Here is a 19,674-nt window from a genome sequence, read left to right on the forward strand (position 1 = left end):
AAGTCGCAAATGAGGCTGGTCAGACCTAAATGCCTTCACTAAGGAAGAATTCGACAATCGAAAAAGGAAGACGCACGCAATGGCAAAGATCACCTATGTCGAGCATGGCGGTACCGAGCATACTGTCGAGGTCGCCAACGGACTGACCGTCATGGAAGGGGCCCGCGACAACAACATCCCCGGCATCGAGGCCGATTGCGGCGGCGCCTGCGCCTGCTCGACCTGCCACGTCTATGTCCATCCCGACTGGGTCGAGAAAGTTCCCGCCAAGGATGACATGGAAGAGGACATGCTGGACTTTGCCTTTGAACCCGACCCTGCCCGCTCGCGCCTGACCTGCCAGATCAAGGTCACGGATGAGCTGGACGGTCTGGTCGTTCAGATGCCGGAAAAACAGATCTAATGCAGTCCAAAGCGCCGCGCCTGCCCGCTCGCCTGTGGCAACGCGGGACCCGCGGCGCGCTGCTGGCGTTTGGGTTATGGTTTTCCGGAGTTGGCTTCGCCACCGCCGCCGACACTGTAACTGCCGCACGGTACACCGAACCCACCACACGCTATGCCCATGGCGTTTTGGGGGACGATATCGAATATGGTGCACTGGAAATCACCGTTGAAAGCACCGACTCCAAGGAACAGGCGAACGAACAGTCGGTACTAACGATCCGACTGCCGCAGGACCGGGTGTTCGAGGACCTCGCCCCCCGATTGTCAGACGTTGACCTTGATGGAACAAACGAGGTCATCGTCGTGGAATCGCAGGAAAACACCGGCGCACAACTCGCCATCTATAATGCACGCGGCGAAAAGATAGCTGCCACGCCTCATATTGGCACTCGCAACCGCTGGCTTGCCCCTGCAGGGATTTGGGATCTGGACAATGACGGCAAAATCGAAATCGCCTATGTAGATCGCCCGCACTTGGTCAAAACCCTGCGCATCTGGCGCTACTCGGACGGCAAACTTACTGAAATCGCTGCTCTTCCCGGCCTGACCAATCACCGTATCGGAGATGCATTTATCGCTGGCGGTCTAGTCTATTGCACGACAGGTCCCGAACTGATCTTGGCAAGCGCCGACTGGTCCCGCATCATCAGTGTCACCTTTAGAAACGGCTGGATAAAAAGCGATCTCGGTCCGCTCAAAGACCGCAAGACCCTTACCCAAACCCCGAACTGCTGATCCGCCCTTCATCTGGCTATAAATATCCCGGGGAGCCGCCATTGGCGCAAGCGCCAATGGCGGCGGGGCAGCGCCCCTCGCCCCAAGAATTCAAGACGGGCGCAGCCCGGCAATTGGATTACAACGCGCGCCAGCCGATATCGCGGCGGAAAAATCCGCCGGGCCAGTCTATCCCGTCCACCATCGCATAGGCCCGGTCACGCGCGTCCTGCAAAGTCTCCCCCCGTGCAGTCACGTTCAGCACACGACCGCCCGCCGCCAGAATTTGACCATCCTCAGCTTTGGTTCCCGCGTGGAAGACCATGTTCTTACTGTCTTCAGGAAGTGCGCCCAAACCGTTGATCACACTTCCCTTTTCATAAGCTCCCGGATACCCGTTCGCCGCCATCACAACGGTGATCGCATGGTCATCCGCCCAGTTCACGCGCGCCTCTGCCAAGCGTCCCTCGGCCGCGGCATGCATAAGGTCCATCACCTGCCCGCCCAGACGCATCATCAGCACCTGGCACTCCGGGTCGCCAAAGCGCACGTTGTATTCCACCAGCCTCGGCTGTCCGTCCTTGATCATGAGACCGGCATAAAGCACGCCCTGAAACGGCGCGCCACGACGCTTCATCTCATCCATGGTCGGGCGCACGATTTCATCCATTGCGCGTGCCTCAATCTCGGCGCTTAGAACCGGTGCCGGAGAATACGCCCCCATTCCGCCGGTATTCAGGCCGGTATCGCCTTCGCCGACGCGTTTGTGGTCCTGCGCTGTGCCGACTGACAGGATGTTTTCACCGTCACATAGCACAAACAAAGAGGCCTCCTCGCCCTCCATAAACTCCTCGATCACCACCTCGGCGCCGGCCCCGCCAAACGCGCCGCCGAACATATCGTCGATCGCCTCCAGCGCGGTTTCTTCGTCCATTGCAACGATCACCCCCTTACCGGCGGCCAAACCATCGGCCTTGACTACAATCGGCGCACCCTGTTCGCGAATATAGGCTTTGGCGGGGTCAGCTTCGGTAAACCGTGCATAAGCCGCAGTCGGAGCACCGGCGGCATCACAGATTTCCTTGGTAAAGCTCTTGGAGGCTTCCAACCGGGCTGCTTCTGCCGACGGACCAAAGACCAGAACGCCTGCCTCTCGCAACCGATCTGCAACCCCGGCTGCCAAAGGCGCCTCGGGGCCGACAATCACGAAATCAATCGCGTTTTCCTCGGCAAAGCTGACCACTGCGCCGCCATTCTCGATATCAAGCGCCGCGCACTCGGCGATCTGCGCGATTCCGGCATTTCCCGGCGCGACGATCAGCCGATCACATTTGGGGTTCTGCATCACTGCCCAGGTCAAGCTGTGCTCCCGCCCACCACTGCCGAGAATGAGGATATTCATGACTGCTCTCCGATCTGCTTGGCCTCGCCTTCCGCGCGTTCTAAGCTGGGCAGGCATTTGACACAAGGCGCTGAAATGTCCGACCTGCTTGACGACCCCATTCCCGGCCAAAACACCCCCGAATACAGCGTTTCGGACATTTCAGGAGAGGTTAAGCGCACGCTTGAAGGCGCGTTTGGCCGAATCCGTGTGCGCGGCGAGGTCGGACGCGTGTTCAAAGCGCGCTCGGGCCATCTGTATTACGACATCAAGGATGACCGAAACGTGCTGGCGTGCACCACGTGGAAGGGCCAAATCTCGGGCTTGTCCGTGGTGCCGGAAGAAGGGCTTGAGGTTGTTGTAACCGGTCGCCTCACAGCTTTCGGTGCACAATCCAAGTACAACCTGAATGTCGATGAGGTCGCGGTCGCCGGACAAGGTGCCCTGATGGCGCTGCTGGAAAAACGCAAGAAACAGCTTGAGGCCGAAGGGCTATTCGCGCCAGAGCGCAAGAAGGTTCTGCCCTACCTGCCGCAGATCATCGGCGTTGCGACATCCCCATCAGGCGCTGTGATCCGCGATATCCTACACCGTCTGCGCGACCGGTTTCCGCGCAAGGTGCTGATCTGGCCGGTGGCCGTACAGGGATCAAACTGCGCACCCGAAGTGGCGAACGCCATTCAGGGATTCAACCGAATGACCCCCGGAGGCGCCCTGCCGCGCCCCGATCTGATCATTGTCGCCCGTGGCGGTGGGTCGATCGAAGACCTGTGGGGCTTTAACGAAGAAATCGTCGCGCGCGCCGCCGCCGCCTCGGATATTCCACTGATTTCGGCCGTGGGGCACGAAACAGATACAACACTGATCGACTTCGTTTCTGACCGACGCGCACCCACGCCGACGGCCGCAGCGGAACTGGCGGTTCCCGTTCGTATGGAACTGTTGGCCTGGACCGGAGAACAAGGCGCGCGTCTTTCCCGTTCGGCCACAGACGCGGTTCAACGCCGCGCCCAGCGTTTGCGCGATCTGTCCCGGGCCTTGCCACGACCGGATACCTTGTTGAACATTCCACGCCAACGTCTTGATCTTGTTGCAGATAGGCTGGCACCCGCGCTTGACCGAAGTGTTCAGAACCGGCGTTTGCGTGTCGTTGAGATCTCTGCACATCTGCGTCCGGCCACGCTGCGCAATCTGGTGGCGGCGCGGCAAGAGGCCGTTCGCAACCTGTCTTCCCGGCTGTCCCTGCGGCCAATCCAGCGCGAGATCGAAGCGCAGCGAAATAACGTCACCCGACTGGCGGAACGCCTGAGCGGCGCGCAGACCGCACGTCTCGACCGGATGCGCCAGAATCTTGAGGCGACGGACCGTCTGCGCGAAACACTCAGCTACAAAGCGACGTTAGAAAGGGGCTACGCAGTGGTGCGCGCAGAAGGTCAGGTCCTGACGACCAAAGAACAGGCTGGAAAGCACGCTTCCTTCGAGATCGAGTTCGCGGACGGTGTGCTAAGTACAGGTCAGGCAAACCCGTCACGTCCATCGCAGAAGAAAACGCCATCAAAGGATACTCCGGACCAGGGATCGCTATTTTAAGGGGCGCGCTAAACGCCGACGTCGGGGCCGTGGCAGACCATTTCCTCGTCGATCTCATCGGCTTCATACAGCTCGGTTCTGTCCGGGTTCCCTTCAAACTGAGCGATCAAGCCGCTCCCCGAATCCGTGAACAACCAGCATTGCGGATCCAGACGATCCTCGTACAGGAAACATATCTGGCCGCTTTGCTCGTACCAAACACCTTCCTTGCAGTCCCCATCCAAAAAAGACCATATAACTCTGCGGTTTGGCAGGTAACGTTCAACCCCGTAAACCTGCCCCTGAAACCCGTAGAACAGAGTTTTCCCGCGTGTGTATGCATCAAATTCCGATCCCGAAAGACCAGGCTCCGCGCCCACAGCCGGACCGGACATTACCATCAGAATCGCGATAGACCTCAGCATATGATCATCTTCGCAGATGTGGTGCGGCAACGCCAACTCTGCGCGCAACGCACGACTTACCCAACGTAACAGGTTGAGGTAATGCCGAGTTCCCGGCGACGCTGTTCAAAAAACCATATTACGGGAGAGCCGCCAAATGACCGCCCTGTTTCTGATCGCCGCAGCCTGCGCGCTTGTGTATCTGCCGATGTCACCGAAACCCGCAAGTGGGCTAAGGTCAGTCCTAAAGACGCTGTCGGTTGCCATACTTGCGCTTATCGCAGCCCGACAGGGCGCGCCACTGTTGCTGACCACAGCTCTGGCTCTCTGCGCGGTCGGCGACGCATTACTGTCTCGGGACTCCGACGCCACATTCATGGCCGGCATCGGTGCTTTTGCTGCCGGACACTTGGCCTATATCGCTTTGTTTCTGTCCCATCCGTCCAGCGAAACAGCGCTTATCTTCGACAGGCCCGGCTTCTTCTGGTCGTTGATTATATTAGGCATCGTTGCCGTAACCTTGCTCGCCCCCCGCGCCGGAGAGTTAAAGGTGCCCGTTCTTGGATATATCCCGATTATCCTCGGTATGGGTCTTACCGTTTTGGCAGTGCCCGACATCGGCCCTTTGCGTTGGGCGTTGCCCGCAGCGTTGGCCTTTATCGCGTCCGACCTGATCCTAGCGACGGAAAAGTTCCTGCTGCCCCAAAATCATCCAAGCCTCCGCCTCACGCCTTACATGGTGTGGATATTGTACTGGGGCGCTCAGGCCGGGTTGCTGATTGCCTTTCTGTGACCCTTTGCAACTGGTTCAAATCCGCATTAGGTGAGAGGAACATCTGCGGAGACCAAAAATGGCGTTTTTCTCAAAGCTCAAGGACAAGCTGTTCAAATCCTCGTCCCGACTCGAACAGGGGTTGGACGCCATCATCGAAGATGGCGGCGAAGAAACAACAGCCCCTGACCCTGTCATCCCCGAGCCAGAGCCGCAGCCAGAACCCGTACCTGAAGTTCCGCAGCCACAGCCTCAACCACAGCCTGTTGAAACCCCTGAACCAGTTCCGGCAGACCCAATGCCAGCCCCCCCGCCACCTGAGGCCGCACCGTCCAAAGGTGTTCTGGCGCGGATGTTCAGCCGAAACGAGGCAAAAACCGTTATTCGCCGCACGCTTGACGACGACATGCTGGAACAACTCGAAGAGCTGTTGATCGCCTCGGACATGGGTGTAGACACCGCATTGCGCGTCACCTCCAACATGGCCGAAGGGCGTTTGGGCCGCAAACTTTCAACACAGGAAATCAAACAGCTACTGGCACAGGAAGTTTCCCGCGTGATGGAGCCTGTCGCCAAACCGCTGCCGATCTACCCCAAGCGCCCTCAGGTGGTGCTTGTGGTCGGCGTGAACGGATCCGGAAAGACCACAACAATCGGCAAACTCGCAAGCCAGTTCAAAGCTGCAGGCAAAAAGGTCGTAATTGCAGCGGGCGACACATTCCGGGCTGCGGCGGTCGAACAGCTTCAAGTCTGGGGCGAACGTGCCGGCGTGCCCGTCCTTACAGCGCCCGAAGGATCCGACCCCGCCTCTCTCGCATTCGATGCCCTCACGCGCGCGCAAGAGGACGGAGCAGACCTGCTGATGATCGACACCGCTGGCCGCCTGCAAAACCGCGCCGATTTGATGGAAGAGCTCGCCAAAATCGTCCGCGTCATCCGCAAGGTCGACGAAACCGCTCCGCATAACACCCTTTTGGTGCTGGACGCGACCACCGGACAAAATGCCCTCAGTCAGGTCGAGACATTTCGCAAGCTGGCCGATGTCTCGGGTCTTGTGATGACCAAATTGGACGGCACGGCCAAAGGCGGCGTTCTGGTGGCGCTCGCGGACAAATTTGGTCTGCCGATCCACGCGATCGGCGTCGGGGAACAGATCGACGACCTTGCCCCCTTCGACCCTGAAGAATTCGCCGCCGCCCTCACCGGCCTTGACCAAAGCTGATCCGCCGCTTCATCTGGCTAAAAATATCCTCGGGGGGTGTGGGGGGCAGACAGCCCCCCACCCTCTCCTCCCAACGCAAAGATCTGACACTTGAGCGACTGGCTGATCTCACTCGAAGGCACCGAAGCAGGCCATCAGCTCGCGCTGGGATTGGCATTGATGGCGGCGTTCCTTCACGCGGCTTTCGGAGCATTGCAGAAGGGTCGTCACGATCCCTGGCTGTCCCGTGGAGCCATCGACGCGTGTTACTGCCTGATGGCAGCGCCCTTTGCCTTTTTCGTCGTGCCGTGGCCAGAGCCCTACATGTGGCCCATCTTCGCCGTCGTGTGGCTGATTTACATCGTCTACAAAACGCTACAGGCTATGGCTTATACCAAAGGCTCCTACACCGTCGTTTACCCGGTCGTCCGTGGAACCGGCCCCTTGTTCACCGTTATCGGCGCCTACCTGCTGTTCGGGGAGACTTTTACCGGCATCCAATGGCTGGGTGTCGCGGTTTTGCTGGCCGGCATATTCGGACTGGCGGCCTACAACTTCCGCTTTCTCGAAACCAACCGCGAAACGCTTGGGATCGCCCTGGCGCTGGCAATCGCCACCGGATTGTTCGTAGCGCTTTACACAACCTATGACGCTTATGGCATACGCGCGACCGCCGACCCTTTCACCTTTTTGGCCTGGTTCTTCATGATCGACGGCGCCACCATGCCCATTTACGCCTTCCTGAGATGGCGTGCGATGGTCAACCGGCCCGCGATCGGCCCCTTGATGCTGCGCGGTTTGGCTGGCGGCATCATTGCCCCGCTGTCCTTTGGCTCTATCATGCTGGCAACGCGATTGGACAAAGTTGGCGAGGCTGCCGTTCTGCGCGAAACCTCGACCGTCTTTGCTGCCCTGATCGGCTGGCTGATTCTGAAAGAAACCGTTGGGCCAAGGCGGATCGCTTTGATGGCATTGATTGCGTTGGGCGCCGTAATAGTTGAAATGGGCGGGTAAACAGCAGGAAACTGACATGACTGGCAAGAAAGAAATCAATCCATTTCTAAAACAGGTGCTGGAACTTGGCCCTCCGCTGGCCTTTTTCTTCATCTACCTACGCTTGCGGGATGACAGTTTCGAGCTTGCCGGAACTGAATATTCCGGGTTCATCGTCGCGACCATCATCTTCGTGCCCCTGATGCTGTCTGCAATGGCCGTGCTATGGTACCTGACCGGGAAACTCAGCCGGATGCAGATATTCACCGCGTTCATGGTCATTTTCTTCGGCGGCCTGACAGCCTGGTTCAATGACGAACGGTTTTTCAAGATGAAAACCACGCTGGTCTACGGGTTATTTTCGATCATCCTTGGCATCGGATTGCTGCAGGGTAAATCCTATCTCGCCTATGTTCTCGATGAAATGCTTCCCATGCGCAACGAGGGCTGGATGATCCTCACGCGCCGACTGTGCGGGTGTTTTGCAGTTCTAGCCGTGGCCAACGAATTGGTCTGGCGCACGATGTCCACCGACCTTTGGGTCAAGATCGAAACGTTCGGGTTTCCGATCGCGTTGATGGTCTTTCTCATGCTTCAGTTCAGCATGCTACAAAGCTATATGGACGACCCCGATCATCAGTAAACCGGGTGGTCGAACCGGTCCTGTGGAGCGCCAACGCACAGCCAACTTTCGGAATTCGCATAAAATCCTTGGCTAAACGTCATAGCTGTGGAAAGTTGTGGGACCACTCACCATTGGCAGCCGGAGCACCACATCCACATGACGGCCATCCCAAACAGCGGCTTTTTGGCCGAGGCGTCTGACAGGCTCAGGGCCATGCTTTCTGCCCAGGCGACAGAAATTTCGCTTGAACAGGGTGAGACCCTGTTTGAACAAGGTGACGAAGGTGACTCACTTTACGCCCTCACTGAGGGCACATTGGAAGTGTCCTTTCTGGCCATGAGTGGTCGAAAACTGTCATTGAGCCTGATGAAGCCGGGCGAAATCTTCGGTGAAATCGCCCTGTTCGACAACGGACCGCGCACCGCCACGATTGCGGCTGCTGAACCGTCCCGTGTTCTACGCGTCCGGCGCAGCGACGTAATGAACCAAATCCGTCAGCATCCCGATCTTGCGGTCGATTTGATCCGCCTTGCGGGATTGCGTATGCGTTGGATGGGATCGCAAATGAATGAGCAGGTCTTTCTGCCAATGCCCATCCGTTTGGCGCGTAAGCTGCTGCACCTGTCCGGCCTTCAGGACGACCCTGCCAAACGGATCACCCTGTCGCAGAGCGAACTGGCCGAGTTCGTTGGCGCGACACGGGAAGCCGTATCCAAAACAATCTCGACCTGGAAGCGCGATAACGTGGTCGAGGCATCACGCGGCGGTCTGATGATCCATGACTTCGAAGCCCTGCGCGAATTGGCGGAATCCGATCTGATCTGATCCGTTGTGACCTGCTTCACATACGACCGGCTGCGTTAAGACTATCTTCGTAATTGTTACCGTAGGAGGTCAGAGAATCATCCCCGATATCTGTCCACTGACCTCTCCCTGTATCAGAGCCACGCGCCTTCCCCGGCGTGTGGCTCACTTCTTTGCAGAACAGAAAAAAGGCCGGAGCAAACGCCCCGGCCCATTCATTCAGGTAGACCCGAATTTCACTCTTCCAAGCTTAGAGCCACAAATCGCGGGTCACCGCCACGGCGCACCAAAAGCAGCAGGGATTTCCGCCCAGCCTCTCGCGCTTCGTCCATCCGTGCTTCCAGATCTTCGACCGAAGTGACCTTTTGCTGGCCAGCCTCGGTAATGAGGTCACCCGAGCGCAATCCCTTTGCGTAGGCCTCCGAGGCTTCGTCAACCTGAGTTACAACCAAACCTTCGGCGTTTTCATCCAAGCCCATGTCGGTACGCATCTCATCCGTCAAAGGCGAGATCGTAAGACCCAGTATGTCGGCATTTTCCTCAACTGGCGCTTCTGACGTTTCTTCCTCGCCGTCCTCAGACCGCTCAGCGTCCTCACGCCGTCCGAGTGTCACCAGAACAGTCTGCGTTCCACCATCCCGGTGTACGACCACGCGAACCGACTTGCCAACTGTGGTTTCGCCAACCTGACGGACAAGGCCGCGCGTATCCTCGACCTCGACCCCATCGAAGCTGAGGATCACGTCACCAGCCAACAAACCGGCGTCTTTTGCCGGCCCGTCCGGCACATCGCTGATCAAAGCGCCACCCGGTTTGTCCAGTCCCATGGCTTCGGCCATATCCTCGGTCACGTCTTGAATGCGCACACCCAGCCAGCCGCGGCGGGTCTCACCGAACTCACGCAGTTGGTCCACAACCTTAACGACAACATTCGATGCCATCGAAAACCCAATCCCGATCGAACCACCATTGGGCGACAGGATGGCCGTATTCACACCGATCACTTCGCCGTCCATGTTGAACAACGGCCCGCCCGAGTTACCTCGGTTAATCGCCGCATCGGTCTGAATGTAGTCGTCATAAGATCCGCTCAGCGCACGGTTGCGGGCCGACACGATCCCGGCCGAAACCGAAAATCCCTGCCCCAACGGATTGCCCATCGCGATCACCCAATCGCCTACGCGGGCCACGTCGCTATCGCCAAATTTGACATATTGCAGCGGCCCCGTCGCCTCGACCTTGAGCAGCGCAATATCGGTTTTTTCGTCCGTGCCAATTACCTTTGCAGGCAATTCCTTCTTGGGCTGCCCGTCACCCGGAAAGAATTCGATCAGAATCTCATCCGCTTCGGCGATCACGTGGTTGTTGGTGACGATGTAACCATCCTCTGAAATCACGAACCCCGACCCAAGCGCATTACTGCGTCGCGGGGCGTTCTCGCCATTATTGCCCCGGTCCTGAAACTCGCGGAAAAAATCTTCGAAGGGCGACCCTTCGGGAACGATGCCCTGCGGCCCGGTCTGATTTTCGATCAGGGTCGAGGTTGTGATGTTCACCACCGCCGGGCTGATCTTTTCGGCCAACGGCGCAAGGCTTTCCCCGCGCGCAAATGCTGCCGATGTCTGCGCCAGGATTATCAACATCCCCGCAAATGCCAGCCACATCAGCCGCAAAAAACCAACCCTGTCGTCCGCTCGGACGGAAATACTGCGCGCTTGTGCCTGCACTTGGGTACTCCTTGTCGTCAATTCTGCGGGATCGCGCATGAACGCCTCCCTCTTGGCAACCAATGTAGTCGGTTTAATCAGGCCCGCAACTGAGGATCGCGGGGAAATCACCTGCAATTGAAACCACGGCACTAAAACCCGACCTGATACGCGCCCCAAAGCAGGATAAAGCCGCTGACCACGCAAAGCAGCCCCGCCAGTCGTCGCGCCTGTTCAGGCAGCGATCGTAATGCTTCCAGCATCCGTTCAATAAGCGAAGGGGCCAGCGCATAGGCCAGCCCCTCGACAATCAGTACCAGCCCGAGGGCCAGAAGGATCATACCCATTACTGGGATGCCCGCCCTGTTGGTGACTTCAGATAGTTAAAGAACTCTGAATCCGGGCTCAGAACCATCGAACTGTTGCTGCCGCCCAACGCGCGCTCATAAGCGGACAGAGACCGATAGAATTCAAAGAACTCTGGGTCTTTGCCAAATGCTTCGGCGAAGATCGCGTTACGTTCAGCGTCAGCTTCACCGCGGATGATCTCTGCCTCGCGGTTGGCGTCCGAGACCAGTTCGACCACGGTACGATCAGCTTGCGCGCGCACACGCTGCGCCGCCTCGTTACCACGGGCGCGTTCGTCCGTCGCTTCACGCTCACGCTCGGCCTTCATCCGGTCGAATGTCGCCTCAAGGTTGGCCTGCGGCAGATCGGTCGCCTTCAGGCGCACGTCGATCACGTTCACGCCCAGCGCACGGGCTTCAGCAATCGCACTGTTGCGGATACGCAGCATCAGCGCCGCACGGTCCGAGCTCAGGATGTCGCGGGACGACACCGAACCCAGAACCTCACGCGTTTCGGCGCGCAGGATACGGTCCAGACGATCTTCGGCGACCGGAATGCCGCCGACACCAACGGCTTGACGGAACTGTTCCAGATCGGAAATCCGGTAGCGGGCAAAGGCATCAACGACCAGACGACGATCATCCAGAGGCGTGACCTCCAGCGGTTGCACGTCGATCGAAAGGATGCGGTCGTCATAGCGGACAACGTCCTGAATCAACGGGATTTTGAACGCCAGTCCGGGTTCTTCTTTGACGGCGACCACGCGACCGAACTGAAGGACCAGCGCGCGTTCACGTTCATCCACGATGAAAATCGAAGACAGACCAACAACGCCAATGATCACCAAGGCAATGAGGATAAGGGGTGATTTACGCATCAGTTGCTCTCCTCAGCCTGATTGCGGCGCAACTCATTGAGCGGCAGGTAAGGCACGACGCCCTGCCCCTGACCGGTCGAGTTTTCGTCCAGAATGATCTTGTCCACGTCGCCAAGCACCTGTTCCATCCGTTCCAGATACAGACGCTTGCGCGTCACGTCCGGAGCTTTGGAATATTCCTCCAGAACCGCGCTAAAGCGGCTGGCTTCACCTTGTGCGCTGTTGATCTGCTGCGCGCGATAGGCTTCGGCCTCTTCCAGAACCTGCGCGGCTTCACCACGTGCTTCGGCAAGAACGCGGTTGGCATAGGCGTCGGCCACGTTCTGCAAACGGTCACGTTCCTGCGCGGCGGCCTGAACGTCACGGAAGGCGGCGATCACGTCCTGCGGCGGGTCGGCCTTGTCAAAGTTGACGCGGATGATGTTCACGCCCGAATCGTAGCTGTCCATCGTTGTCTGAATCAGTTCCTGCAGGCGTTCGGCAATGACACCACGGTCACGGTTCAGGATCGGTGCCAGCTCGCTTTGCGCAATAATCTCGCGCATGGCCGATTCCGACACGGCGCGGATCGTCTGGCGCGGGTCACGCAGGTTAAAGAGGAACCTGGCCGGGTCGCTGATGTTCCAGACGACCTGATAGTCGATGTCGACCACGTTTTCGTCGCCGGTCAGCATCAGGCCATCATCGCTTCCGCGCGTACCGCCCATATCTTCGGTTTGTTCGCGCGTTACCGGGATAACCTCAGCCGTAACAAAGGGCCAAGGCGCAAAGTTCAGACCCGGATTACCGACGGCTGAAAACTCACCCAAAAACAGTTCAACCGACTGTTCTTCGGGTTTGACGGTATAAAAACTGGCCGCACCCCAAAGAACCGCCGCAACGACCACGCCGATCAAAACGGTTCCCTTGGTGAAAATGGGACCGCCCCCGCCAGAGCCCTGCCCGTTTCCGCCCCGGCCTGAACCACCGCGACCGCCCATAAGGACGCGCAGTTGTTCCTGACCTTTTTTCATCAATTCGTCGATCTCGGGGATCTGCGGGCCGTCGCCTTCTGGCGGGCGTTGCCCGTTCCCGTTGTTACCCCGATTTCCTCCGCCACCCGAAGAGCCTCCGCCCCCCCAGGGGCCGCCGCTGTTGCCCGCCATATGTATATATTCCCTTGTGTTGGACCGTGTGATCACGGGTTCCCTTGTAACTTGTGTGCGCGCAGTTGCAAATCAAGCAGTGCGTACAGGTTGCCGCATTGTCACCAGCTCTTCTGCCATGACCGGGTGAACGGCGACGGTGCGGTCGAAATCTTCTTTGGTGGCGCCCATTTTAACGGCGATACCTGCAAGCTGGATCATCTCGCCCGCGCCCGGTGCCACGATATGACAGCCCAGCACCTTACGGGTTTCCTGACTGACGATCAGCTTCATCAAAACCCGCTGCGTTCCACCTGCAAAAGCCTTCTGCATGGGTTTGAACGACGTGGCATAAACCTCGATTGGCTCCTGTGCGGCAGCCTCTTCTTCACTTAGGCCGACGGTTCCCATTTCAGGTTGTGTGAAGATCGCCGTTGGGATCAGCTCATGATCTACCGGGGTCGGATTGCCCCGGAAGACCGTTTCAACAAACGCCATGCCTTCGCGAATCGCTACCGGCGTCAGGTTCACCCGGTCAGTCACATCCCCAATGGCATAGATCGAGGGCACAGCGGTCTGGCTGTATTCATCAACGACGATTTCACCCTTGCGTCCGCGCGCAACGCCCAGCGCTTCAAGTCCAAGATCGTCGGCATTTGGGGCACGGCCCGTTGCGTACATGACCACATCGAACCGGTCCTCGGTACCGTCAGTGGCTTTCACACGGATCTGCTCGCCCTCTTTGGTCATCTCAAGCACGTTGGTCCCCAAACGGACGTCGATGCCGTTCTGGCGCATTTCTTCGCAGATCAGGCCACGGGCTTCTTCGTCAAAGCCCCGCAGGATTTGCGCACCCCGATAAAACTGAGTGGTTTTCACGCCCAACCCGTTCATGATCCCGGCAAATTCACTGGCGATATAGCCGCCTCCGACAATCAGGATGCTTTCGGGCAGCTTCTCCAGATGGAAAATCTCGTTCGATGTGATCGCCAGGTCCGACCCCGGAAAATCCGGCACAACCGGGCGGCCACCAGTGGCGATCAGGATATGCTTGGCGGTCTTGCGCGTTCCGTCCGCCAACTCGACAGTATGCGGATCAACTACATGAGCGCGCTGGTCAAAGCTTTCGACGCCGTTGTTCTTCAGGATATTACGATAAATACCTTCGAGCCGGTCAAGTTCGGCAACCAGCTTGCCGTGAAAGGTGTTCCAGTTGAATGCACCGGGCTGAATGTCCCAGCAATACGCCTGCGCGTCTTCGACCGTGCCCGAGAATTCGCTGGCAAACACCATCAGTTTCTTGGGCACGCATCCCCGGATGACACATGTACCGCCATAACGGTCTTCTTCTGCAAGTGCGACTTTTGCCCCGGTTTCCCCGGCTGCAACGCGCGCCGCGCGGACCCCGCCCGAGCCTCCGCCGATGACAAACAGATCATAGTCAAAGCTCATCCTGAGTTCCCTTGTTCTTTCAAGCCAAAATTCGTTGAGTATCTGGGGTCGATTACCAAACTGCCAACCCTTGATGTTTCAGAAAGTTCGCTGAGCTATTCGCGTTCGCGCAAAGTTCAGCTTCACCACCTTGTTAATCCGCAAGATCCGCGAACAGGTTTTCTCCGCCTTCAGTGGGCTGATCCACTTCGGTTGTCCCTTCGTTGATATCGCGCACTTCGACACGGCCATCCCCATAACCGATCACGATCTGGTCACAGATATCCACGAACAATCCGTTCTCAACCACACCGGGGACCTGGTTCAAGACCAATGCCAACTGCCGCACATTCCCAATACGCTGAAGGTGCAGATCCAGAATGCGGTTGCCTTCGTCAGTCACATACGGTGCTTGCCCGATCATGCGCAACGCGGTCGAGGTGCCCAACACATCCATCGTATCCAGCACTTCTTCGATCAAAGTGCGTGTTGTCTGCCAGCCGAATGGAATGACTTCGATCGGTAGTGGAAACGCGCCCAGCGTTTCAACCTCTTTGCCGGCATCTGCGATCACGACCATCTGATCACTGGCTGTGGCGACGATCTTTTCCTGCAGCAGCGCTCCGCCACCGCCTTTGATGAGGTTCAGTTCGCCGTCAAACTCATCCGCGCCATCAATGGTGATATCCAGCCATCCAGCCTGATCCAGAGAGACAACGTTAATCCCGACCTCACGGGCCAGTTGCGCCGTGCGGGTCGAAGTTGGCACACCCTTGATCTTCAGGTCTTCTTGCTGCGCCCGTTCCCCCAAACGGCGCACCATCCAGTCGGCAGTTGACCCGGTGCCAAGCCCGACGCGCATTCCGTCCTGCACCATGTCAGCCGCGCGGCGCGCGGCGACATATTTGGCTTTGTCGATGGGTGACAACTCTCCGATCATCGCCGTAAATCCTTATTTTGCTGCCGGACTTATACGGAATGCCTGCGGCGACTGCGAGAGCGAATAAAACATTTCGCAATGCTTGCGCGGCTGAAAACTACGCGTTTCCGATTGGAAACGTCGCAATCGAAGGTTTCGCCTTCTGCGCAGCGGTGTACACAAGCGTTATGAACGCGCGCTACCGTCTGCACTATGCCCCCGACAACGCCTCGCTGGTGATCCGGCTGGCGATGGAAGAGATGGGCCTGCCCTACGATACGGCTCTGGTCGATCGCAGTCAGAATGCACAAGACGGTGCGGCCTATCGCGCGCTGAACCCCAACGGTCTGATTCCGGTGCTCGAAACCCCTCAGGGCCCGATTTTTGAAACGGCCGCGATTTTGCTTTGGCTGGCCGACACCCATTCACAACTTGCACCTGCACCGCACAGCCCCGACCGGGCCGCGTTCTTGAAGTGGCTGTTCTTTGCATCGAACACTCTACACGCTGACCTGCGCATCCTTCTTTATGCAGAAAAATACATTGAGGCGACGCAGACCGATCCTTTGCGCGCAGGAATACGCCAGAGATTGCGCCAGCACCTTCAGGTTCTGGAAGCCACAGCAGAGCAAACCCCGAACTGGCTGCACCCCGAGAAACCCTCGGTTCTAACGTATTACCTCGCTTGCCAGATGCGGTGGATGGCCCTCTACCCGATGCAGTCCGACCGCAGTTGGTATCAGGTGCACGATACACCGCGCCTGCGGGACGTGCTTATGCACCTGGAAACCCGCCCTGCGACCCGCGCGGTTATCAAAGCCGAAGGGTTGGGGGTTACACCGTTTACTTCTCCGACTTATGCTAACCCTCCAGAAGGCTCCGCTACCTGATATGTTCCTGTCTGTCTTCGATATGTTCAAAGTGGGCATTGGCCCATCCTCGTCGCACACAATGGGTCCGATGGTGGCCGCGGCACGTTTTCTGGACCTTATGCGCGATTCTCCGTTCGAATTTGCGGGCCTGCGCGGCTCGCTGCACGGCTCTCTTGCTTTTACAGGTGTTGGGCACGCCACGGACCGCGCGACGATACTGGGGCTGGCTGGATTTGTTCCCGATACTTACGACAATGAAAAAGCCGAAGCCGCGCTGCTGGCCATCAAAGAGAGCCACAGCGTTACCCCCGATGGTTTGCCGACGCTGCATTTCGACCCCAAGGCGGATTTGGTCTTTGATTACGATCACACCCTACCGGGCCACGCCAACGGCATGATCCTGATGGCCACGGACGCACAAGGCGACGTAATCCTGCGGCAGGTCTACTATTCGATCGGGGGCGGGTTTGTCCTGACCGAAGAAGAACTGGCCGCAGGCAAAGCCACCGACGAAGGCGCCCCCGTCCCCTTTCCGTTCAAATCGGCGGTCGAAATGCTGGACATGGCCAAGGCCAGCGGCAAAAACATCGCCGAGATGAAGCGCGCCAACGAAATCGCGCGCGGTTGTGCCGACAGTTTTGCCAAAGGCTCGGCCCGTCTGTGGCAAGTCATGAACGACTGTATCGAGCGCGGCCTGCACACCGATGGCATTCTGCCCGGTGGCCTGAGCGTGCGCCGCCGCGCTAAGGGTATCCACGACGCGCTTCAGGCTGAACGAGGGATGAACCTGAATGCCCCGCACACCATCAACGATTGGATGAGCGTTTACGCCATGGCCGTAAACGAGGAAAACGCCGCCGGTGGTCAGGTCGTAACAGCGCCAACAAACGGCGCTGCCGGGGTTCTGCCTGCGGTCCTGCGCTATTACCTCGATCACGTGCCCGGTGCTTCGGAAACGCATATTGAGGATTTCTTGCTGACTGCGGCTGCCATTGGCGGGCTGGTCAAGTTCAACGCGTCGATCTCGGGTGCCGAAGCTGGGTGTCAGGCCGAGGTTGGCAGCGCCTCGGCAATGGCTGCGGCGGGGCTGTGCGCTGTGATGGGTGGCACGCCTGAGCAAGTGGAAAACGCGGCTGAAATCGCGTTGGAGCACCACTTGGGCATGACCTGCGACCCGGTCGCAGGGCTGGTTCAGGTTCCCTGCATCGAGCGCAACGGGTTGGGCGCAATCAAAGCAGTTTCCGCAGCGTCTTTAGCGTTGCGCGGTGATGGTCGTCACTTTGTCCCCTTGGACGCAGTCATCGAAACCATGCGCCAAACCGGGCATGACATGCATGAAAAGTACAAAGAAACATCGTTGGGTGGTCTGGCCGTGAACGTGCCCAATTGTTGAGCCCCGAGTCGGAGGAGCCTTATGCACGGACACTGCCTATGTGGTTCTATAACCTTTGAGGTCGATCCCCCTGCCCTGTCCTGCGTGACCTGCCACTGCGACAGTTGCCGACGGCAATGCGCCGCACCAATGACAACATATTTCGGGGTGCGCGACGGCCAGTGGCGCTGGACGGGCACGGAACCAAAGACCTTTACGTCTTCGCCCGGCGTTGAACGCAGTTTCTGCCCGGAATGCGGCACGCCGATCTCGTTTCGGTCTCAGGCGATGTCGGGCATCCTGCATCTATACGTCGCGACGCTGGACAATCCCGACGCTTTGCAGCCGACGCTGCATGTAGCCCACGAAGAAAAGCTGGAATGGCTTAGGCTGAATGACGATCTGCCGGTCTGCATTGGGCCGGACTACACCCAAGTACAGCCCTTGCCCGAAGACCCCCATTCAACTTAGCGTCCCGGGCATGACACAGGATCGCCCCGTCTTCGGCATCGTCTTGATGCTTGGGTTTTGCGTGCTCGCCCCCATGGGCGACGCGATGGCCAAGCTTTTGGGTGAGACAACGCCCGTTGCGATGCTGGTCTTCGTCCGTTTCGCGGTGCAGGCGATGGTCCTGATCCCGCTGGTTGCTTTGACGGGACGACATTGGCGGATGCGGGGGCGCGTACTGCGCCTGACGGCCATTCGAACGATTTTGCACATTCTCGGTATCAGCGCGATGTTCAGCGCCTTGCAATATCTGCCATTGGCCGACGCGGTGGCCATCGCCTTTGTCATGCCCTTCATCATGCTGTTGCTGGGCCGTTACGTGCTCGGCGAAGAAGTCGGCCTGAGGCGCCTTGTGGCCTGCGCCGTAGGTTTCGCGGGGACGCTGATGGTTATCCAGCCAAGCTTCATTCAGGTCGGAGCGGCTGCCCTTCTGCCCCTGGTCGTCGCCATCGTCTTTGCATTGTTCATGCTGGTCACGCGACAAATAGCGAAAGAGGCCGACCCGATTACCCTTCAAGCTGTTTCGGGTGCGATGGCCACCATCATCATGTTGCCCGTCCTGATCGCTGGAACCGCGACGGAGGTCTGGCACCTTTCGCTGGTCGTCCCAACTGAAGGCACCCATTTCCTGTTCTTGGCGATAGGCCTGCTTGGGACCGTCGCGCATCTGTTTATGACGTGGTCACTGCGCTATGCGCCCTCGGCGACGCTGGCCCCGATGCAGTACCTTGAGATACCAGTCGCCACCCTGTTCGGCTGGCTGGTCTTTTCGGACCTGCCCAACGGCATGGCCGCGATCGGTATTACGATCACCGTTCTGGCCGGCCTGTATGTCATTCTGCGCGAGCGGGCCAGCGCCCGGTCTGCCCCGACAGAAACGCCTGCATAACCGTATCCAAGGCCGTCCTCGGGACCATCACCAACAACCCCGGCGCGTCCATGATTAGCGTAACCTCAGATACTGCCCGGTTCGATGTCCCGACCACTCCGTCAGGTTCCAGAACCAGCGTGTCGATCGGCCATTCCAATCCCGTACTCCGCCCCGTTACCTGCTGAAATGGAAACAATGAGACGACGTCACCCGGCGCAAGCGCAAGCCTGATTTTTGGCGGTGCGTGAAACACGACCTCATGCTCCCCCAACAGGACGCAGGGCCGATCCTGCCGCCTGACCAACCCGTTAAGCACGGCCAATTGGTGATCCAACCGCCCGCCAAGAAACCCGACCCCCAGGATCAACGGCGCGTCTACGCTGCGCAATGCCTTGTCAAAGTCCGTGCTGTCTTGTTCACGAATTGGAAACAAACGGTCGGATGGAATCTGCGCTTTGTGGGATGCCTCCAACGAATCGAAATCACCGATCACGGCCTCGGGGATATGTCCGGCCTCAAGCACCGGTATCGCTCCGCCATCGGCAGCTACGACCCTACCTGCGCGAATCAGCGCGATTTCCAGATCGCGGGGCCCAATTTGCCCGCCTCCGACCAGCACAATTGGCTCGTCAGAGCGCACAATTGGCATATTTTTTCTAAGATTGATCATTTTTCCCGGTTTTGGACACATTCAGACCACAAAATGATAGGTTTATAAGCAAAGTTTCGAACCAATAGGG

Annotated in this window: 21 protein-coding genes; 12 read left to right on the forward strand and 9 right to left on the reverse strand. The window is 58.4% G+C overall.

The features are described from left to right. Positions 1 to 79: 79 nt before the first annotated feature. Entirely contained in the window at positions 80 to 403 is a 324-nt protein-coding gene (locus ACT2B1_RS12145; protein WP_171121070.1) for a 2Fe-2S iron-sulfur cluster-binding protein, read from the forward strand. Next, positions 403 to 1,179: an FG-GAP repeat domain-containing protein gene (locus tag ACT2B1_RS12150; RefSeq protein ID WP_254449140.1), complete on the forward strand. Its 777-nt coding sequence runs from the start codon at positions 403 to 405 to the stop codon at positions 1,177 to 1,179. Before ACT2B1_RS12145 ends, ACT2B1_RS12150 begins: the two co-directional genes overlap by 1 nt. A gap of 118 nt (positions 1,180 to 1,297) precedes the next feature. Here ACT2B1_RS12150 and purD read toward each other — a convergent pair whose 3' ends face one another. Beyond that, the gene (gene purD, locus ACT2B1_RS12155; RefSeq protein ID WP_481667834.1) at positions 1,298 to 2,560 is read right to left on the reverse strand and encodes a phosphoribosylamine--glycine ligase; all 1,263 of its coding nucleotides are present in this window, start codon (positions 2,558 to 2,560) and stop codon (positions 1,298 to 1,300) included. 75 nt (positions 2,561 to 2,635) lie between these two features. Between purD and xseA the strand changes: the two genes are divergently transcribed. After that, positions 2,636 to 4,129: an exodeoxyribonuclease VII large subunit gene (gene xseA / locus ACT2B1_RS12160; RefSeq protein WP_171239473.1), complete on the forward strand. Its 1,494-nt coding sequence runs from the start codon at positions 2,636 to 2,638 to the stop codon at positions 4,127 to 4,129. Between the two features lie 8 nt (positions 4,130 to 4,137). On the opposite strand, the gene ACT2B1_RS12165 is transcribed toward xseA, so the two are convergent. Beyond that, a complete protein-coding gene (locus ACT2B1_RS12165; protein ID WP_254449141.1) occupies positions 4,138 to 4,533 on the reverse strand; it encodes a hypothetical protein in 396 nt (131 codons plus the stop codon). Positions 4,534 to 4,669: 136 nt separating this feature from the next. Between ACT2B1_RS12165 and ACT2B1_RS12170 the strand changes: the two genes are divergently transcribed. The 5 genes from ACT2B1_RS12170 to ACT2B1_RS12190 all read left to right on the forward strand — a co-directional run bounded on the left by ACT2B1_RS12170 (position 4,670) and on the right by ACT2B1_RS12190 (position 8,928). After that, entirely contained in the window at positions 4,670 to 5,305 is a 636-nt protein-coding gene (locus tag ACT2B1_RS12170; protein ID WP_481667835.1) for a lysoplasmalogenase family protein, read from the forward strand. Positions 5,306 to 5,363: 58 nt separating this feature from the next. Beyond that, a complete protein-coding gene (ftsY, locus tag ACT2B1_RS12175; RefSeq protein ID WP_171122814.1) occupies positions 5,364 to 6,506 on the forward strand; it encodes a signal recognition particle-docking protein FtsY in 1,143 nt (380 codons plus the stop codon). Positions 6,507 to 6,596: 90 nt separating this feature from the next. Beyond that, positions 6,597 to 7,499 carry an EamA family transporter gene (locus ACT2B1_RS12180; RefSeq protein WP_481667836.1) on the forward strand — a complete coding sequence of 301 codons (903 nt, stop codon included), beginning with the start codon at positions 6,597 to 6,599 and terminating at the stop codon, positions 7,497 to 7,499. Between the two features lie 16 nt (positions 7,500 to 7,515). Beyond that, entirely contained in the window at positions 7,516 to 8,121 is a 606-nt protein-coding gene (locus tag ACT2B1_RS12185) for an inner membrane-spanning protein YciB (protein ID WP_481667837.1), read from the forward strand. Positions 8,122 to 8,259: 138 nt separating this feature from the next. Next, positions 8,260 to 8,928 carry a Crp/Fnr family transcriptional regulator gene (locus tag ACT2B1_RS12190; protein ID WP_171121056.1) on the forward strand — a complete coding sequence of 223 codons (669 nt, stop codon included), beginning with the start codon at positions 8,260 to 8,262 and terminating at the stop codon, positions 8,926 to 8,928. Between the two features lie 215 nt (positions 8,929 to 9,143). Here the strand turns inward: ACT2B1_RS12190 and ACT2B1_RS12195 are convergent, their stop codons facing one another. The 6 genes from ACT2B1_RS12195 to rpiA all read right to left on the reverse strand — a co-directional run bounded on the left by ACT2B1_RS12195 (position 9,144) and on the right by rpiA (position 15,333). After that, positions 9,144 to 10,673 carry a Do family serine endopeptidase gene (locus tag ACT2B1_RS12195; protein WP_171121054.1) on the reverse strand — a complete coding sequence of 510 codons (1,530 nt, stop codon included), beginning with the start codon at positions 10,671 to 10,673 and terminating at the stop codon, positions 9,144 to 9,146. Positions 10,674 to 10,765: 92 nt separating this feature from the next. Beyond that, positions 10,766 to 10,960, reverse strand: a complete 195-nt coding sequence (locus ACT2B1_RS12200) for a DUF2065 domain-containing protein (RefSeq protein WP_170482677.1) — start codon at positions 10,958 to 10,960, stop codon at positions 10,766 to 10,768. Beyond that, positions 10,960 to 11,838, reverse strand: a complete 879-nt coding sequence (gene hflC / locus ACT2B1_RS12205) for a protease modulator HflC (RefSeq protein WP_481667838.1) — start codon at positions 11,836 to 11,838, stop codon at positions 10,960 to 10,962. The genes ACT2B1_RS12200 and hflC overlap by 1 nt, the downstream gene beginning before the upstream one ends. Further along, the gene (gene hflK / locus ACT2B1_RS12210; RefSeq protein ID WP_171122806.1) at positions 11,838 to 12,983 is read right to left on the reverse strand and encodes an FtsH protease activity modulator HflK; all 1,146 of its coding nucleotides are present in this window, start codon (positions 12,981 to 12,983) and stop codon (positions 11,838 to 11,840) included. The genes hflC and hflK overlap by 1 nt, the downstream gene beginning before the upstream one ends. Before the next feature lie 72 nt (positions 12,984 to 13,055). Continuing rightward, a complete protein-coding gene (gor, locus tag ACT2B1_RS12215) occupies positions 13,056 to 14,414 on the reverse strand; it encodes a glutathione-disulfide reductase (protein WP_171239477.1) in 1,359 nt (452 codons plus the stop codon). A 133-nt stretch (positions 14,415 to 14,547) separates the two neighbouring features. After that, a complete protein-coding gene (rpiA, locus tag ACT2B1_RS12220) occupies positions 14,548 to 15,333 on the reverse strand; it encodes a ribose-5-phosphate isomerase RpiA (RefSeq protein WP_481667839.1) in 786 nt (261 codons plus the stop codon). A gap of 167 nt (positions 15,334 to 15,500) precedes the next feature. Here rpiA and ACT2B1_RS12225 point away from each other — a divergent pair, with 167 nt between their 5' ends. The 4 genes from ACT2B1_RS12225 to ACT2B1_RS12240 are packed head-to-tail and all read left to right on the forward strand — an operon-like array spanning position 15,501 to position 18,952. Further along, on the forward strand, positions 15,501 to 16,202 hold the full coding sequence (locus ACT2B1_RS12225; RefSeq protein ID WP_481667840.1) for a glutathione S-transferase family protein: 702 nt from the start codon (positions 15,501 to 15,503) through the stop codon (positions 16,200 to 16,202). Position 16,203: 1 nt separating this feature from the next. After that, positions 16,204 to 17,577 carry an L-serine ammonia-lyase gene (locus ACT2B1_RS12230; RefSeq protein ID WP_171121044.1) on the forward strand — a complete coding sequence of 458 codons (1,374 nt, stop codon included), beginning with the start codon at positions 16,204 to 16,206 and terminating at the stop codon, positions 17,575 to 17,577. Between the two features lie 21 nt (positions 17,578 to 17,598). Continuing rightward, entirely contained in the window at positions 17,599 to 18,027 is a 429-nt protein-coding gene (locus tag ACT2B1_RS12235) for a GFA family protein (RefSeq protein ID WP_171239480.1), read from the forward strand. 10 nt (positions 18,028 to 18,037) lie between these two features. Then, positions 18,038 to 18,952: a DMT family transporter gene (locus tag ACT2B1_RS12240; RefSeq protein ID WP_481667841.1), complete on the forward strand. Its 915-nt coding sequence runs from the start codon at positions 18,038 to 18,040 to the stop codon at positions 18,950 to 18,952. Here the strand turns inward: ACT2B1_RS12240 and ACT2B1_RS12245 are convergent. Then, on the reverse strand, positions 18,897 to 19,583 hold the full coding sequence (locus ACT2B1_RS12245) for a thiamine diphosphokinase (RefSeq protein WP_481667842.1): 687 nt from the start codon (positions 19,581 to 19,583) through the stop codon (positions 18,897 to 18,899). The two genes, ACT2B1_RS12240 and ACT2B1_RS12245, sit on opposite strands and share 56 nt — an antisense overlap. Positions 19,584 to 19,674 lie beyond the last annotated feature (91 nt).

This window comes from Ruegeria sp. S263, from assembly GCF_056780525.1.

Bases quoted from the DNA above. Each gene is read 5' to 3' on its own strand.
- ACT2B1_RS12145 (WP_171121070.1), top strand. From the start codon at position 80: ATGGCAAAGATCACCTATGTCGAGCATGGCGGTACCGAGCATACTGTC.
- ACT2B1_RS12150 (WP_254449140.1), top strand. From the start codon at position 403: ATGCAGTCCAAAGCGCCGCGCCTGCCCGCTCGCCTGTGGCAACGCGGG.
- purD (WP_481667834.1), bottom strand. From the start codon at position 2,560: ATGAATATCCTCATTCTCGGCAGTGGTGGGCGGGAGCACAGCTTGACC.
- xseA (WP_171239473.1), top strand. From the start codon at position 2,636: ATGTCCGACCTGCTTGACGACCCCATTCCCGGCCAAAACACCCCCGAA.
- ACT2B1_RS12165 (WP_254449141.1), bottom strand. From the start codon at position 4,533: ATGCTGAGGTCTATCGCGATTCTGATGGTAATGTCCGGTCCGGCTGTG.
- ACT2B1_RS12170 (WP_481667835.1), top strand. From the start codon at position 4,670: ATGACCGCCCTGTTTCTGATCGCCGCAGCCTGCGCGCTTGTGTATCTG.
- ftsY (WP_171122814.1), top strand. From the start codon at position 5,364: ATGGCGTTTTTCTCAAAGCTCAAGGACAAGCTGTTCAAATCCTCGTCC.
- ACT2B1_RS12185 (WP_481667837.1), top strand. From the start codon at position 7,516: ATGACTGGCAAGAAAGAAATCAATCCATTTCTAAAACAGGTGCTGGAA.
- ACT2B1_RS12190 (WP_171121056.1), top strand. From the start codon at position 8,260: ATGACGGCCATCCCAAACAGCGGCTTTTTGGCCGAGGCGTCTGACAGG.
- ACT2B1_RS12195 (WP_171121054.1), bottom strand. From the start codon at position 10,673: ATGCGCGATCCCGCAGAATTGACGACAAGGAGTACCCAAGTGCAGGCA.
- ACT2B1_RS12200 (WP_170482677.1), bottom strand. From the start codon at position 10,960: ATGGGTATGATCCTTCTGGCCCTCGGGCTGGTACTGATTGTCGAGGGG.
- hflC (WP_481667838.1), bottom strand. From the start codon at position 11,838: ATGCGTAAATCACCCCTTATCCTCATTGCCTTGGTGATCATTGGCGTT.
- hflK (WP_171122806.1), bottom strand. From the start codon at position 12,983: ATGGCGGGCAACAGCGGCGGCCCCTGGGGGGGCGGAGGCTCTTCGGGT.
- gor (WP_171239477.1), bottom strand. From the start codon at position 14,414: ATGAGCTTTGACTATGATCTGTTTGTCATCGGCGGAGGCTCGGGCGGG.
- rpiA (WP_481667839.1), bottom strand. From the start codon at position 15,333: ATGATCGGAGAGTTGTCACCCATCGACAAAGCCAAATATGTCGCCGCG.
- ACT2B1_RS12225 (WP_481667840.1), top strand. From the start codon at position 15,501: ATGAACGCGCGCTACCGTCTGCACTATGCCCCCGACAACGCCTCGCTG.
- ACT2B1_RS12230 (WP_171121044.1), top strand. From the start codon at position 16,204: ATGTTCCTGTCTGTCTTCGATATGTTCAAAGTGGGCATTGGCCCATCC.
- ACT2B1_RS12235 (WP_171239480.1), top strand. From the start codon at position 17,599: ATGCACGGACACTGCCTATGTGGTTCTATAACCTTTGAGGTCGATCCC.
- ACT2B1_RS12240 (WP_481667841.1), top strand. From the start codon at position 18,038: ATGACACAGGATCGCCCCGTCTTCGGCATCGTCTTGATGCTTGGGTTT.
- ACT2B1_RS12245 (WP_481667842.1), bottom strand. From the start codon at position 19,583: ATGCCAATTGTGCGCTCTGACGAGCCAATTGTGCTGGTCGGAGGCGGG.